The sequence below is a fragment of the Mesorhizobium sp. YM1C-6-2 genome (assembly GCF_003666685.1).
GTDB lineage: Bacteria > Pseudomonadota > Alphaproteobacteria > Rhizobiales > Rhizobiaceae > Mesorhizobium_K.
This window is the reverse complement of record NZ_RCIZ01000005.1, coordinates 164119-178141: the sequence shown is the minus strand read 5'-3', so window position 1 is coordinate 178141 and position 14023 is coordinate 164119. Positions and strand designations below refer to the sequence as shown.

At 63.6% G+C, this 14023-nt stretch carries 19 protein-coding genes; 5 read left to right on the top strand and 14 right to left on the bottom strand.

All coding sequences use genetic code 11. The annotated features are described in order from the left end of the window. The first annotated feature begins 15 nt into the window (after positions 1-15). A complete protein-coding gene (ttcA, locus tag D8676_RS15075) occupies positions 16-894 on the top strand; it encodes a tRNA 2-thiocytidine(32) synthetase TtcA (protein WP_121581901.1) in 879 nt (292 codons plus the stop codon). Here ttcA and D8676_RS15070 read toward each other — a convergent pair. Further along, positions 873-2126 (bottom strand): multidrug effflux MFS transporter, encoded by a 1254-nt coding sequence (locus D8676_RS15070; RefSeq protein ID WP_121581900.1) that lies wholly within the window; start codon positions 2124-2126, stop codon positions 873-875. The genes ttcA and D8676_RS15070 overlap by 22 nt on opposite strands. 92 nt (positions 2127-2218) lie before the next feature. Then, positions 2219-2551: a Grx4 family monothiol glutaredoxin gene (gene grxD, locus D8676_RS15065; RefSeq protein ID WP_121581899.1), complete on the bottom strand. Its 333-nt coding sequence runs from the start codon at positions 2549-2551 to the stop codon at positions 2219-2221. Positions 2552-2716: 165 nt separating this feature from the next. Between grxD and D8676_RS15060 the strand changes: the two genes are divergently transcribed. Continuing rightward, a complete protein-coding gene (locus tag D8676_RS15060) occupies positions 2717-3508 on the top strand; it encodes a phosphodiester glycosidase family protein (RefSeq protein ID WP_121581898.1) in 792 nt (263 codons plus the stop codon). On the opposite strand, the gene D8676_RS15055 is transcribed toward D8676_RS15060, so the two are convergent. The 8 genes from D8676_RS15055 to purC all read right to left on the bottom strand — a co-directional run bounded on the left by D8676_RS15055 (position 3502) and on the right by purC (position 8880). Then, complete coding sequence (locus D8676_RS15055; protein ID WP_121581897.1) at positions 3502-3729, bottom strand: hypothetical protein; 228 nt, start codon at positions 3727-3729, stop codon at positions 3502-3504. The two genes, D8676_RS15060 and D8676_RS15055, sit on opposite strands and share 7 nt — an antisense overlap. 6 nt (positions 3730-3735) lie before the next feature. Then, positions 3736-3969 carry a BolA family transcriptional regulator gene (locus D8676_RS15050; protein WP_121581896.1) on the bottom strand — a complete coding sequence of 78 codons (234 nt, stop codon included), beginning with the start codon at positions 3967-3969 and terminating at the stop codon, positions 3736-3738. Between the two features lie 14 nt (positions 3970-3983). After that, positions 3984-6212, bottom strand: coding sequence for a phosphoribosylformylglycinamidine synthase subunit PurL (purL, locus tag D8676_RS15045; protein ID WP_121581895.1), 2229 nt, complete (start codon positions 6210-6212; stop codon positions 3984-3986). A gap of 179 nt (positions 6213-6391) precedes the next feature. Then, positions 6392-6805, bottom strand: a complete 414-nt coding sequence (locus tag D8676_RS15040) for a hypothetical protein (protein WP_121581894.1) — start codon at positions 6803-6805, stop codon at positions 6392-6394. A 78-nt stretch (positions 6806-6883) separates the two neighbouring features. Then, the gene (gene purQ / locus D8676_RS15035) at positions 6884-7564 is read right to left on the bottom strand and encodes a phosphoribosylformylglycinamidine synthase subunit PurQ (protein ID WP_121581893.1); all 681 of its coding nucleotides are present in this window, start codon (positions 7562-7564) and stop codon (positions 6884-6886) included. Continuing rightward, on the bottom strand, positions 7561-7794 hold the full coding sequence (locus D8676_RS15030) for a hypothetical protein (RefSeq protein WP_121581892.1): 234 nt from the start codon (positions 7792-7794) through the stop codon (positions 7561-7563). Before D8676_RS15030 ends, purQ begins: the two co-directional genes overlap by 4 nt. Positions 7795-7814: 20 nt before the next feature. Next, positions 7815-8057, bottom strand: coding sequence for a phosphoribosylformylglycinamidine synthase subunit PurS (gene purS, locus D8676_RS15025; RefSeq protein ID WP_121581891.1), 243 nt, complete (start codon positions 8055-8057; stop codon positions 7815-7817). Positions 8058-8085: 28 nt separating this feature from the next. Then, positions 8086-8880 carry a phosphoribosylaminoimidazolesuccinocarboxamide synthase gene (gene purC, locus D8676_RS15020; protein WP_121581890.1) on the bottom strand — a complete coding sequence of 265 codons (795 nt, stop codon included), beginning with the start codon at positions 8878-8880 and terminating at the stop codon, positions 8086-8088. A gap of 255 nt (positions 8881-9135) precedes the next feature. Here purC and D8676_RS15015 point away from each other — a divergent pair, with 255 nt between their 5' ends. After that, positions 9136-9453, top strand: coding sequence for a DUF1476 domain-containing protein (locus D8676_RS15015; RefSeq protein ID WP_121581889.1), 318 nt, complete (start codon positions 9136-9138; stop codon positions 9451-9453). A gap of 102 nt (positions 9454-9555) precedes the next feature. Further along, complete coding sequence (locus D8676_RS15010; protein WP_121581888.1) at positions 9556-10338, top strand: HpcH/HpaI aldolase/citrate lyase family protein; 783 nt, start codon at positions 9556-9558, stop codon at positions 10336-10338. Here D8676_RS15010 and D8676_RS15005 read toward each other — a convergent pair. Further along, positions 10335-10883 carry an alpha/beta hydrolase gene (locus D8676_RS15005; RefSeq protein ID WP_121582076.1) on the bottom strand — a complete coding sequence of 183 codons (549 nt, stop codon included), beginning with the start codon at positions 10881-10883 and terminating at the stop codon, positions 10335-10337. The genes D8676_RS15010 and D8676_RS15005 overlap by 4 nt on opposite strands. Positions 10884-11030: 147 nt before the next feature. Here D8676_RS15005 and D8676_RS15000 point away from each other — a divergent pair, with 147 nt between their 5' ends. Beyond that, positions 11031-11846, top strand: coding sequence for a VOC family protein (locus D8676_RS15000; RefSeq protein WP_121581887.1), 816 nt, complete (start codon positions 11031-11033; stop codon positions 11844-11846). Between the two features lie 36 nt (positions 11847-11882). Here D8676_RS15000 and D8676_RS14995 read toward each other — a convergent pair whose 3' ends face one another. From D8676_RS14995 to purB, 3 genes are all read right to left on the bottom strand, one after another. Then, positions 11883-12062 (bottom strand): hypothetical protein, encoded by a 180-nt coding sequence (locus D8676_RS14995; protein WP_147448199.1) that lies wholly within the window; start codon positions 12060-12062, stop codon positions 11883-11885. A gap of 61 nt (positions 12063-12123) precedes the next feature. Next, a complete protein-coding gene (locus D8676_RS14990) occupies positions 12124-12696 on the bottom strand; it encodes an alpha/beta hydrolase (protein ID WP_121581885.1) in 573 nt (190 codons plus the stop codon). Beyond that, positions 12696-14003, bottom strand: a complete 1308-nt coding sequence (gene purB / locus D8676_RS14985; protein ID WP_121581884.1) for an adenylosuccinate lyase — start codon at positions 14001-14003, stop codon at positions 12696-12698. Before purB ends, D8676_RS14990 begins: the two co-directional genes overlap by 1 nt. Positions 14004-14023 lie beyond the last annotated feature (20 nt).

Genomic DNA, 14023 nt, shown 5'->3' with positions numbered 1-14023 from the left:
CCGGGAATTCTGGCCATGAACATCGCCATTACCGACGATCCGCTTGCCGACGCCGAAGGCGGAGCGCATCCGATGTTCCGCGACGTCCCGTCCTCGGTCGGCTTCAACAAGCTGCGCAAGCGCCTCGTGCGCCAGACGCGCGAGACGGCTGAGCAGTTTGCGATGATAAAACCCGGTGATCGCTGGCTGGTGGCGCTTTCCGGCGGCAAGGATTCCTACGGGCTGCTCGCCATCCTGCTCGACCTGAAATGGCGCGGCCTGCTGCCGGTCGATCTGCTCGCCTGCAATCTCGACCAAGGCCAGCCGAATTTCCCGAAGCATATCTTGCCGGAGTTCCTGACGAGGAACGGCATCGAGCACCGCATCGAATACCGCGACACCTATTCAGTGGTGACCGACAAGATCGCCGAGGGCAGCACCTATTGTTCGCTCTGCTCGCGGCTGAGGCGCGGGCATCTCTACCGCATCGCGCGCGAGGAGGGCTGCTCGTCGCTGGTGCTCGGCCATCACCGCGAGGACATACTCGAGACCTTCTTCATGAACCTGTTCCACGGCGGCCGGCTCGCGGCGATGCCGCCGAAGCTGCTGAACGACGAGGGCGATCTCTTCGTGCTCAGGCCGCTCGCCTTCTCGGCCGAAGCCGATCTCCAGAAGTTCGCCGAGGCGATGCAGTTTCCGATCATCCCCTGCGACCTCTGCGGCAGCCAGGACGGGCTGCAGCGCAACGCCATGAAGGCGATGCTGTCGGACATCGAGGCAAAGATGCCCGGCCGCAAGGACACGATGATCAGGGCGCTGACCAATGTGCGCCCGTCGCACCTTCTCGACCGCAATCTGTTCGACTTTGCCGGCTTGTTGACGTCGAAGGCTGATCAGCCCGACGCCTTGGGCTGATTGTGCGGCTGGAAGAGCCGGCCGCGCTCCGCGATCAGGACGAAAACCAGCGCGGTGACCGACACGGCGCAGAAGCCAGCCGCGAGCGGCGTCGTGGTGCCGTCGAAGAGCTGGCCGATCGTCGCGCCGATGAGGCCGCCGCCGACCGTCTGCATGAAACCCTGGATGGATGACGCCGTGCCCGCGAGATGGCCGAGCGGCTCCATCGCGATCGAGTTGAAGTTCGAGCCGATCCAGCCGAACGCCAGCATGGCGATGGCGAACAAGGGCACGAACACGTAGATCGGCAGTTGCCCGAAGAGCGACAGCACGAACCAGATCGTCGTTATGGTGATGAAGCTGACAAGCGCGCCATGCGACAGCTTGCGCATGCCGAAGCGGCCTACCAGCCGCGCATTGGCGAAGGACGAGACGGCCATCATGCCGGCGATCGCCGCGAAGACGACGGGGAACCAGACGCCGAGCCCGTATATGCCGACATAGATCTGCTGGGCGGAGTTGATGAAGCCGAACAGCGCGCCGAAGACGGAAGTGGTGGCCAGCGTATAGCAGAGCGATACGCGGTTGGTGAGCACGATGCGGAAGCCGCCGGCGATCGTGCGCAGGTCGAAGGCGCGGCGGTATTCGGGATGCAGCGTTTCGGGCAACCGGAATGCCGTCCAGACGGTGAAGGCGAGCGCGATCAGCGCCATGATCACGAAGATCATGTGCCATTCGGAAAACAGCATCACGATCTGCCCGAGGCCCGGCGCGACGACCGGGATCACCATGAACACCATGAACACCAGCGACATCACCTCGGCCATGGCGCGGCCGCCGAACACGTCGCGGATGATGGAGACGGTGATGACGCGGGTCGCCGCGGCGCCCATTCCCTGCACGAAGCGGAGGATGAGCAGCGTCATGAAGCTCGGCGCGAATGCCGCGCCCAGCGCGGCGGCCACATAGACGCCAAGGCCGAAGAGCAGCGGCGGCCGCCGGCCGAAACGGTCGGACAACGGCCCGAAGGCGAGTTGCGCGATGCCGAAGCCGGCGATGTAGGCGGTGATCACATATTGCCGATGGTTCTCGTTCTCGACGCCGAGCGAGGCGCCGATCTGCTGCAGGCCGGGCAGCATGATGTCGATGGCGAGCGCGTTCAGCGCCATCAGCGCCGCGGCGAGCGTGATGAATTCCCAGCGCGGAAGCGAGAGCTTGTAAGCCTGCAAGGCAGGAGTGGCCTGCTGATCCATGACAAAAAATTCCGAAATGCAAAAGGAAATGCGCCGGAGACCGGCGCATTCGAAAGCAGGCGCCCCCTGGGGGCGGTACCGGTACTAGCTTATCAGGCGGCCTTGACGGCCACGCCCTTCTCGTCGAACAGCGACTGCAACTCGCCAGACTGGAACATCTCGCGGATGATGTCGCAGCCGCCGACAAACTCACCCTTCACATAGAGCTGGGGGATGGTCGGCCAGTTCGAATAGTCCTTGATGCCCTGGCGCAGCTCGTTGGAGGTGAGCACGTTGACGCCCTTGTAGTCGACCCCGACATAGTCGAGGATCTGCACGACCTGCCCGGAGAAGCCGCACTGCGGGAAACCCGGAGTTCCCTTCATGAAGACGACGACGTCGTTGCCCTTGACCTCGCTGTCGATGTACTCGCTGATTCCGCTCATCGCTTGTCCTTTCATGCCTGTGGGAGTCAGGCTCGAAACATGACACTCAAATAAACCGACAGGCGACCCGAAACAAGACGCGAACGGCACCCGTCACGGAAAGGCCGCAAAGGCGCCTGGTCATGCGGGTGCGGATCAGCGGTTGGACATTCTCTCCGGATACTCATGAAGACATGGCTTCTCACGGCTTTCGGCGCGGCGCTGATCGCCATCGGGTTCGCCTGGTGGTGGAGGCAGCCATTGCCGGCTCCCACTCCCAGGCCGGCTGACGATCTTCCCGAGACGTGCCGGGAACTCGCCTTCGAAGCTGTGTCCTACATCGTCTGCGAAATCGCGCTGGACGCGTATGAGATCGTCCTCGCGCGCGCCGACCAGGCGGGAAAGCCGCTTCGCGATCTTGCGAGGCTGGCTGCCGTCGAGCCTTTCATCCTCGCCATGAACGCAGGCATGTATCACGAGGACTTTTCCCCGGTCGGCCTCTATGTGGAGGGAGGCCATGAGCAATCGCCGCTCAATCTGGCCGACGCGCCGGGGAACTTCTTCATGAAGCCCAACGGCGTGTTCTACGTCGACGAGGCCGGCAATGCCGGGGTGCTCGAGACGACTGCCTATGCGGCGGCCGGCATCAGGCCGAGGCTGGCGACACAATCCGGACCGATGCTGGTGATCGACGGCGAGGTCCATCCGCGCTTCGAGGAAAACGGGACATCGCGCCATATCCGCAACGGTGTCGGCGTGGACGACCAGCAGCGGGTGGTGTTGGCAATCTCACGCGGGCCGGTAAGCCTTGGAAGCTTCGCACGGCTCTTCCGGGATGAACTCGGCTGCAGCGACGCGCTCTTCCTCGACGGCGCCATCTCCGCGCTGCATGACGGCCGGAAATATCTGGTCGGCGGAAAATATCCGGCCGGACCGATGCTGGCTGTCAGGAGGAAGGCGGTGGGGCGCGCTCAGTAGGCGCGGCGCTTTGCCTTGGAGCGGGTGCGAACGGTTTTGCGGCGACTTGCCTGGCGCTTCGGGGCTTTGGCCGGCTTTTCGAGGCGTCGCAGCCGTTCGGCGGCGGTCGCTGAGGTCGTGCGCTTGCGCCGCTTGCCACGCCTGCTCGACGATGTCTTGCGGAGCATGTCCTCGAGCACGTCAGTCACGACGCCTTTGACGAAGTCGCCGAACGCGGACATGCGGGTCTAGTCCGGCGCGCTGGTCTGAAGCGCCAGTGCGTGCAGCACGCCGCCCATATTGCCCTTCAGCGCGTCGTAGACCATCTGGTGCTGCTGCACGCGGCTCTTGCCGCGAAAGCTCTCGGCCACGACTTCCGCCGCATAGTGGTCGCCATCGCCGGCGAGATCGCGGATCGTCACTTTGGCGTCAGGAATGCCCTCCTTGATCAGCCTTTCGATCTCGTGCGCATCCATCGCCATGCAAAAGTCTCCGCTTACTTGCCGTCCATGAAGCGCGGGAACCACGATTCGTGAACGGACTTCAGTTCGGCCACCGGTATCGCACGCGCCCCGCCGAGTTTCAATTCCGCGCCGCCGGTGGTGCCGATCCACGGAGCATGGATGCCGAGCGACTTGGCTTCGTCCCAGATCGCGGTCATCCCGTCGCTTTGCGGATCGAGGTCGAGCGTCACCAGATAGCGTCCCTGATCCTCGCCGAAGAAAACCGGGATCGGATCGGTGCCGGTCAGGCCGGGGATGGTGGCGCCGATGCCTGAGGCGATCGCCATCTCGGCCAGCGCGACGGCGAGACCGCCGTCGGAGCAATCATGCACGGCGGTCGCCGTGCCGCTGCGGATCAGCTTGCGCACGAAGTCACCGACGCGCTTTTCATGCGCCAGGTCGACAGGCGGCGGCGGGCCGTCGGTGCGGCCGTGGATGTCGCGCATGTAGATCGATTGCGCCAGATGCGTTCCCCAGGCGGGTGGCGCGCCGACGAGCAGGATCACCTGTCTTTCGCCAGCGAAACCGACCCGCATCATCTTCGACCAGTCGGGCAGGAGGCCGACGCCGCCGATCGTGGGGGTCGGCAGGATGCCCTGTCCGTTGGTCTCGTTGTAGAGCGAGACGTTGCCGGACACGATCGGGAAGCCGAGCGCCCGGCAGGCCTCGCCGATGCCTTTGATCGCATGGACGAACTGCCCCATGATCTCGGGGCGTTCGGGGTTGCCGAAATTGAGGTTGTCGGTCGCCGCGAGCGGGTCGGCGCCGGTGGCGGTCAGGTTGCGCCAGCATTCGGCGACGGCCTGCTTGCCGCCTTCGAACGGGTCGGCCTCGCAATAACGCGGCGTGACGTCGGAGGCGAAGGCGAGTGCCTTGGTCGCGTGGCCCTCGACGCGCACGACGCCGGCGTCGCCGCCGGGCAGTTGCAGCGAATTGCCCTGGATCAGCGTGTCGTACTGCTCCCACACCCAGCGGCGGCTGGAGAGGTCAGGGCCGCCGAGCATCTTCAGCAGCGCATCCGCGACGTCCGCCTGCGGGATGTCGTCCGCGGCGAGCGGCTCGCGCTTCCTCGGCTCGACCCAGGGCCGGTCGTATTCCGGCGCCTTGTCGCCGAGATCCTTGATCGGAAGGTTAGCCGCTTCGTCGCCCTGGTGGACGATGCGAAAGCGCAGATCGTCGGTCGTGTGGCCGACGACGGCGAAGTCGAGGTCCCACTTCCTGAAGATCGCCTCGGCTTCCTTCTCCTTCTCGGGCCTGAGCACCATGAGCATGCGCTCCTGGCTCTCCGACAGCATCATCTCGTAAGCCGACATGCGCTCTTCGCGCACCGGCACCTTGTCGAGGTCGAGCAGGATGCCGAGGTCGCCCTTGGCGCCCATCTCGACGGCCGAGCAGGTGAGGCCGGCCGCACCCATGTCCTGGATGGCGATGACGGCGCCCGAGGCCATCAGTTCGAGGCAGGCTTCGAGCAGACACTTTTCGGTGAAGGGGTCGCCGACCTGGACGGTCGGGCGCTTCTCCTCGATCTTGTCGTCGAATTCAGCCGAGGCCATCGTCGCGCCGCCGACGCCGTCGCGGCCGGTCTTGGCGCCGAGATAGACGACCGGCAGGCCGACGCCTTCCGCCTTCGAATAGAAGATCGCATCGGTCTTGGCGATGCCGGCAGCGAACGCATTGACCAGGATGTTGCCGTTGTAGCGGGCGTCGAAATTGACCTCGCCGCCGACAGTAGGCACGCCGAAGGAATTGCCGTAGCCGCCGACGCCGGACACGACGCCGGCGACGAGATGTCTCGTCTTTGGATGGTCGGGCGCGCCGAAGCGCAGTGCGTTCATCGCCGCGATCGGCCGCGCGCCCATGGTGAAGACGTCGCGCAGGATGCCGCCGACACCGGTAGCCGCGCCCTGGTAGGGCTCGATGTAGGACGGATGGTTGTGGCTCTCCATCTTGAAGACCACACAATCACCGTCGCCGATATCGACGACGCCGGCATTCTCGCCGGGCCCCTGGATGACCAGCGGGCCGCTGGTGGGGAGCGTGCGCAGCCACTTCTTGGAGGATTTGTAGGAGCAGTGCTCGTTCCACATGGCCGAGAAGATGCCGAGCTCGGTGAAGCTCGGCTCGCGGCCGATGAGGTCGAGGATGCGCTGGTATTCGTCCGGCTTCAGCCCATGCGCCTTGATGAGTTCGGGCGTGATGGCGATGTTGGTCTGGGCGGTCATGGGCGGCAGTCGGCTCCGAATGGCGGGGAGGGCGCGCCGCCTCATACCGCACTGCAAAGAAAAATGCAGCCTTTGTAGAGCTAATCTACAGCTCGGCCTTGGCCGTCATGTCCCGAATTGGATTGTCGACCATTTCACCCGAGTTTGCGACGCCTGCGAACGGTTCCCCGCCAGTGTGATCAGGCGGCGGCGCCGCAGCTTCCGTCGCCGGATTTCCAGCGGCCGATGTCGCCGCCGATTCTCGAAGCGACCGGCTCGTTCATCATGGGGCCGAACACCTCGACCTCACTCGAATGGCCGCGGGCCTGCACGACGAGCAGCGGCTTGCCGCCGTAATTGTTCTTCGGCACGAGCAGGAAACGCGGCGTCCCGCCGAAATTGTTCAGCTCGTTGGCCATGGAATATTTCGCAAAGGCCGGGTCCTTGCTGGCGATCCAGCATTTGTGCGCGGCGATTGCCACCTGCTCCATGACGCGCAACGACGCGCTCTTGCCTGACCCACCGGGATTGGCCGGGCGTTTGTCCGATTGGCAGGCGGAAATGACAAGCAGCGAGGCGGCAACGCCGGCAAACGCCAGAATGGTCTTTGTCATGCGGCCTCTCGAATCGCCCGTGCGGGACCGCATGGTGGATCAACCGGTCTTAAATGAGAATTACCAAGCCTTTGAAGTTCAGGCGGCCTGCCGGGACGGGATGCCGAGCGCGCTCTCGAAGAGGCCACGGCCGTCGGTACCGCCATGCGCGGCCTCGATCAGGTTCTCCGGATGCGGCATCAGCCCAAGCACGTTGCCGTTCGTGTTGATAATGCCGGCAATATCGTTGATCGAACCGTTGGGGTTGGTGCCTTCGGCATAGCGGAACACGACCTGGCCACCGCCCTCGATGCGCTTCAGCGTCTCGTCGTCGGCGAAATAATTGCCGTCATGATGGGCGATCGGCGCACGGATGATCTGGCCGGGCGCATAGTTGCGGGTGAAGGCGGTGTTGGCGTTCGCCACCTGGAGTTTGACCTCGCGGCAGACGAATTTCAGCGAGCTGTTGCGCATCAGCGCGCCGGGCAGGAGGCCGGCTTCGACGAGAATCTGGAAGCCGTTGCACACCCCGATCACCTGCACGCCCTTTGCCGCCTTCTCGGCGACCGCGCGCATGACGGGCGAGCGGGCTGCGATCGCCCCGCAGCGCAGATAATCGCCGAAGGAGAAGCCGCCGGGAATGGCGATCAGGTCGACATCAGGGATCTCGGTATCGGTCTGCCAGACCGTGACCGGCGCCTTGCCGGAGATCTTGGTCAACGCCGCGATCATGTCGCGGTCGCGATTTAGGCCGGGGAGGAGGACTACGGCGGTTTTCATTGCGGGTCGTAGGGCCTTTGCGGTTCAGCGAGTTCACGCAGTTCGAGACGGCGTTCTATGCGGTCCAGGCGTTCGTCGTGACGGTCGAGCCTTCGGTTTACGCCGGCAAGCGCCTCTTCGGAGCCTGTCATCCGACGCTTGATCTCCTGAAGGTCGAACTTCATTTCAGCGATATCGCCGTGCACGCGCATGAGCAGTTCGTACATCAGTTCGTTGGAAACGTCCGTCACAGCGTCTCTCCGCCACAACCTCAGGTTAGAGAGACATTGTAATTCTCGATGACGGTGTTTGCCAGAAGCTTGTCGCACATGGCCTTGAGCTCGGCTTCCGCCTTGGCCTTGTCCGTCTCCTGCAACTCGAGGTCGAACACCTTACCCTGACGGACAGAGCCGACGCCGCCGAAGCCGAGGCCGGAGAGGGCATGCTCGATGGCCTTGCCCTGCGGGTCGAGCACGCCGTTCTTGAGGGTGACGGTGACGCGGGCCTTGATCACGCTGCGAATGCTCCAGTTCGGTTGAAGGTCAGTGCGGCTTGCCGCGGCGGCCGTCGCCGGTGGCGACGAGCACGGGTCCGGTGGGCCGGGGCGGCTCGTTCTCGTTCATGATGCCGAGGCGCCGCGCCACTTCCTGATAGGCCTCGACCAGCCCGCCCATGTCGCGGCGGAAACGGTCCTTGTCGAGCTTGTCCTGGGTGGCGACGTCCCACAGGCGGCAGGAATCGGGCGAAATCTCGTCGGCCACGACGATCCTCATCATGTCGCCCTCGAAGAGACGACCGCACTCGATCTTGAAGTCGACGAGCTGGATGCCGACGCCGAGGAACAGGCCGGATAGGAAGTCGTTGACGCGGATGGCAAGCGCCATGATGTCGTCGATTTCCTGCGGGCTTGCCCAGCCGAAGGCCGTGATGTGCTCTTCCGACACCATCGGGTCGTCCAGCGCGTCGGCCTTGTAATAGAACTCGATAATCGAGCGTGGCAGCACGGTGCCTTCCTCGAGGCCGAGGCGCTTGGCCAGCGAACCGGCGGCAACGTTGCGCACGACCACCTCGAGCGGAATGATCTCGACTTCCTTGATCAACTGCTCGCGCATGTTCAGCCGGCGGATGAAGTGCGTAGGAATGCCCATCCGGTTCAGATGGTTGAAGATGTGCTCCGAAATCCGGTTGTTGAGCACGCCCTTGCCGTCGACCACCTCGTGTTTCTTCTTGTTGAAGGCGGTGGCGTCGTCCTTGAAGAATTGAACAAGCGTCCCGGGCTCAGGTCCTTCATAAAGGATTTTGGCCTTGCCTTCATAAATGCGGCGGCGATTTTTCATCTGATTTCCTGGATTTTGCGGGCAAGCGCAGCCAAACGGCCTATCAGACATAATGCCAAGGCCGTCACGTTCAATGCCGGTCTATCCGAATCGGACCGTTTGCTCAATGTGCAATGCGGTCGATCAACCGCTTTCCGCTGCGAAATACCGCACCGCAGCATAGTTGTCCGTATTGACCGCGGCCTAGCCTTTTGATTTGTGCAATCAGCCACCATATCCCGGTCTCGACGACCGCCACCCATCGGAGGATTTTTGATGAGCGACTTCAGCGACCGCGAAAAGGGCTTCGAACGCAAGTTCGTCATGGACGAAGAATTGCGGTTCAAGGCCACTGTCCGGCGCAACAAGCTGCTTGGGCTCTGGGCTGCCGAAAAACTCGGAAAATCGGGCGACGACGCCGAGGCTTACGCCAAGGAAGTCGTTTCGGCCGATTTCGAGGAAGCCGGCGACCACGACGTCCTGCGCAAGGTGAAGGCGGATTTCGATGCTGCCGGCGTGACGCAATCGGAACACCAGATCCGTCGCACCATGGACGAGTTGATGGCCCAGGCGATCGAACAGGTCAAAGGCTGAGCCCGAACCGCCTGGCTCAACAAAAACCGCCCGGAAACGGGCGGTTTTTCTTTGCTTTTTCGTATCATCGGCCCGACAAAGGCGCGATCTGAGGAGGATTGAATGTCGCTGGAAGCACGGCTGGCTGCGGGTGAAACGGTTTGCAGCGCGTGGTCGGGCGTGCCGGATGCGCTGACCGTCGAGATACTTTCCGCGCAAGGCTTCGACGCCGTGACCCTCGACATGCAGCATGGCGGCCACAACGAGGACAGCGTGCTGCGCGGCATCCTGCCGGTCGTCCGTGCCGGAAAGCCTGCTTTGGTCCGCATTCCGGTCGGGCGTTTCGACATGGCGAGCCGGGCGCTGGACATGGGCGCTGAGGCCGTCATCGCGCCGATGGTCAATTCCATCGAGGACGCCCAGCGTTTTGCCGCGGCGATGAAATACCCGCCCGTCGGCGAACGCTCCTGGGGACCCACCTATGGCTTCCCGCGGCATGGAAAGGGCGATTTCGCGGAATGGCTGCGCGAGAGCAACAAGCGCACGCTCTCCTTCGCCATGATCGAAACGCGGGCGGCGGTCGACATCCTCGACCGCATTCTCGACACATCAGGCATCGATGCGATCTTCCTCGGCCCGTCGGATTTCTCGATCGCCTGGACGAACGGCGCGCGCGTCAACGCGACGCTTGAGGACATGATGCAGGCGATCGAGCAGATCGCGGGTCGCGCCCGCAAGGCAGGCAAATACGCCGGCATCTACGTTGTCGACCCGACGACTGCCGGCCGTTACGCCTCGATGGGCTACCAGCTGCTCGCGATGGGCTCGGAACATACCGTCATGCGGCTGGGCTCGGAGGCGCTGCTCTCGGCCGTGCGCGCGTCGCTCGACGGGGCGAAATCCTAAAGCTGCGACAGGAATTTCGCGAAGGTTAGCGAGCCTTCCGGCCATGGCCCATGGCCGGAATCAGCATTGATGTGCCCGCGTTCGCCGGCATCGATGAACAGCGAACCCCAGGCGGCGGCGTTCTCCTCCGCGACCTCGAAGGTGCTGTAGGGGTCGTTGCGGCTGGCGATCACCACAGAGGGGAAAGGCAGCGGGTCGCGCGGGTAGGGACCGAAGGTCATCAGATGCTTCGGACGAATTGACGGATTGGCGACATCGGGCGGAGCGACCAGGAATGCGCCGACGACCGGCTTCCTGAACTGCGGGATCGCCTGGATCGCGGTCGGCACGCCGAGCGAATGCGCGACGATCACCACCGGCCGCTCGGAGGCGTTCACCGCGTTGGACATCGCCGCCGTCCAGTCCTCGCGCACCGGCTTCGACCACTCGGCCTGCTCGACGCGCCGTGCGGTCGAGAGCTTCGATTGCCAGCGGCTCTGCCAATGATCCGGGCCGGAATTCGTATAGCCGGGGACAAACAATATATCTGCGTCTTTGACTTTCATGCCGCGCATGTAGCTACCATGCGGCAGGCACGCAACCATTGCAGCGTGTCAACTGCTGGTGAACACCTTGTTCGGATTTTTGCTGCTTGTGTGAACGGCCACTCGGGCTGATCTTTATGCTCAGGGCGAAGAGAAGCGGAGCAGGACATGAGCGAACTTCCATTTGCGGCCACGACACCGATCAGCGTTGCGAAAGTCGGGCTAAAGGCCCGCAACGCAAAGGCCTTGGCGGACTATTACAGCGCGGTCGTGGGGCTGGAGCAGCTTTCGGCGGACGGCGAGACGATCACGCTTGGCGCCAAGGGCAGGCCGCTGCTGGTCATCGAAGGCGACAAGGCGGCCAAGCCGGACGATCCTCGCAGCGCAGGCCTTTTCCATACGGCCTTCCTGTTGCCCTCGCGCGCCGATCTCGGTCGCTGGATCAATTTTGCCGCCGAAAGCCGGATTCCGATCGACGGCGCGTCGGACCACCTGGTCAGCGAAGCAGCGTACCTGACCGATCCCGAGGGCAACGGCATCGAGATCTATGCGGACCGGCCGCCGACCGAATGGGCGTGGAACGGAAACTCCGTCGCCATGGCGACCCAGCGGATGGATGTCGCCGGCGTGCGTGCTTCGGTTCCGTCGGGAGATCCGGGCTGGAAAGGCGCGCCTGAGAACGCACTCGTCGGCCATGTGCACCTCAGGGTCGGCGACCCGCTCGCCGCCGAAGACTGGTGGCAGAAGACGCTTGGTTTCGACACCGTGGCGAAATATGGCGCGCAGGCGGTTTTCATGTCGACCGGCGGCTATCACCACCATATCGGCGCGAATACCTGGCAGAGCGCCGGCGCCGGACAGCGCGACAAGGGCCGGTCCGGGCTTTCATGGGTCGAGTTGCGGTCGTCCGACGCTGAAGGGAAGACCTCGTACGAGGACCCTTGGGGCACGGAGATCAAGGTTCTCCCCGGCAAGCCTGGATAGATAAGGTGCTAAGAGCCTGAATCGGCCAATCGGAGGCTATTTGCCCTCGATGATCAGTGCGGGGTCGTGGGAGTCCGCCTTCATCTCGTCGCCGACGGTCTGGAATAGGTCTGCAGCGATGAAAAACATCACGAACGCCACGCTTGCAATCAGCGCCCCGACCGCGACCCAACCGGCTCTTCCGATATGGCGACCTTCGGCATTTTCGAGCGACATGATCATCATCCCTGATTGATTGTCGCGGACAACGTTTGGCGGTTGCAGACAGTTCCTTGGCCTAAAGGCCCGCCTTTTGAAGCAAACGGCCCAACATCAGCAGGCCGTTCGGCCACAATCTGAGCTTCGCCTCGTTGCCCATATGGCCGAGATCGCCTGCGTCGGCGAAATCCGCTCCCCAGGCGCTCGCGAACTCCTGCGCCTTCTCGAAAGTGACCCGCGGGTCGGTCCGGCTGGCCACCACCAGGGCCGGAAAAGTAAGGCTCTTCAATGGCATAGGCGCAAAAGGTCGAATCAGGTCGAAGGAGGGATCCGGATCCTCGACGTTCGAGGCCGCTACCAGGAAGGCTGCGGCGACTTTCGAGAGTTGGCTTTCATTCGCCTGTGCCGCCCATTTGACGGTGGTCGCGACCGCCACAGAATGCGCCAGGAGCACGACGCGGCGCGGCGCCATAGCGACGGCAGCATCGAGCTGGGCGATCCAGGCAGCCGGTTCAGGCTTGTCCCAATTCGCCTGCAGGACGCGGGAGGAGTTTGGAAACGCGCCGCACCAGTGTGAAATCCAGTGATCCGGGTTGGAATTGCCGCGTCCCGGCACTGCCAGGAAGTCGAAACCGCCGTCTGTCCTGATCATTACGCTTCTCCGAAAACCCTCCGGAAGATCGTGTCTACATGCTTGGTATGATAGCCGAGATCGAATTTCTCGCGCAGCTCGGCTTCCGACAACGCGGCGGTTACTTCCGTGTCGGCCAGAAGTTCTTCAAGGAAGTCAGCGCCTTCCTCCCATACCTTCATGGCGTTTCTCTGCACGAGGCGGTAGGCGTCCTCCCGGCTGACGCCGGCCTGCGTCAGCGCCAGCAGCACGCGCTGCGAATGCACTAGGCCGCGGAACTTGTTGAGGTTCTTCAGCATGTTGTCGGGGTAGACGACGAGCTTGTCGATGACCCCGGTCAGCCGGGCAAGCGCGAAATCGAGCGTCACCGTGGCGTCCGGCGCGATCATGCGCTCGACCGAGGAGTGCGAGATGTCGCGCTCGTGCCACAGCGCCACGTTCTCCATCGCCGGCATGGCATAGGAGCGCACCATGCGTGCAAGGCCCGTCAGGTTCTCGCTCAGCACCGGGTTGCGCTTGTGCGGCATGGCCGACGAGCCCTTCTGGCCGGGCGAGAAATATTCCTCCGCCTCCAGCACCTCGGTGCGTTGCAGGTGCCGTATCTCGGTCGCGAGCCGCTCGACAGAGGAGGCGATCACGCCGAGCGTCGCGAAGAACATGGCGTGCCGGTCGCGCGGGATGACCTGCGTGGAGACCGACTCCGGCCTGAGGCCGAGCTTTGCGGCGACATGCTCCTCGACGCGCGGGTCGATGTTGGCGAAGGTGCCGACGGCGCCGGAGATCGCGCAGGTCGCGATGTCCTCGCGGGCTGCGACGAGCCGCTCGCGGGCACGCGAGAACTCGGCATAGGCAAGCGCGAGCTTGACGCCGAAGGTGGTCGGCTCGGCGTGGATGCCGTGGCTGCGCCCGATGGTGATCGTGTCCTTGTGCTCGAAGGCGCGCTTTTTCAGGGCTACGAGAAGCGCGTCCAGGTCGGCAAGCAATATGTCGCTGGCGCGGGTGAGCTGCACGGCAAGGCAGGTGTCGAGCACGTCGGAAGAGGTCATGCCCTGGTGGATGAAGCGTGCATCCGGCCCGACGAATTCCGCAAGATGGGTGAGGAAGGCGATGACGTCGTGCTTGGTGACGCGCTCGATCTCGTCGATGCGCTCGACGTCGAATGTCGCTGCGCCGCCTTTTTCCCAGATGGTTTTGGCGGCTTCCTTCGGGATGACGCCGATTTCGGCAAGCGCGTCGCACGCATGCGCCTCGATCTCGAACCAGATGCGGAAGCGGGTTTCCGGCGACCAGATGGCGACCATGTCAGGGCGCGAATAGCGGGGGATCATCTCGGGAGCGGTTCCTGTCG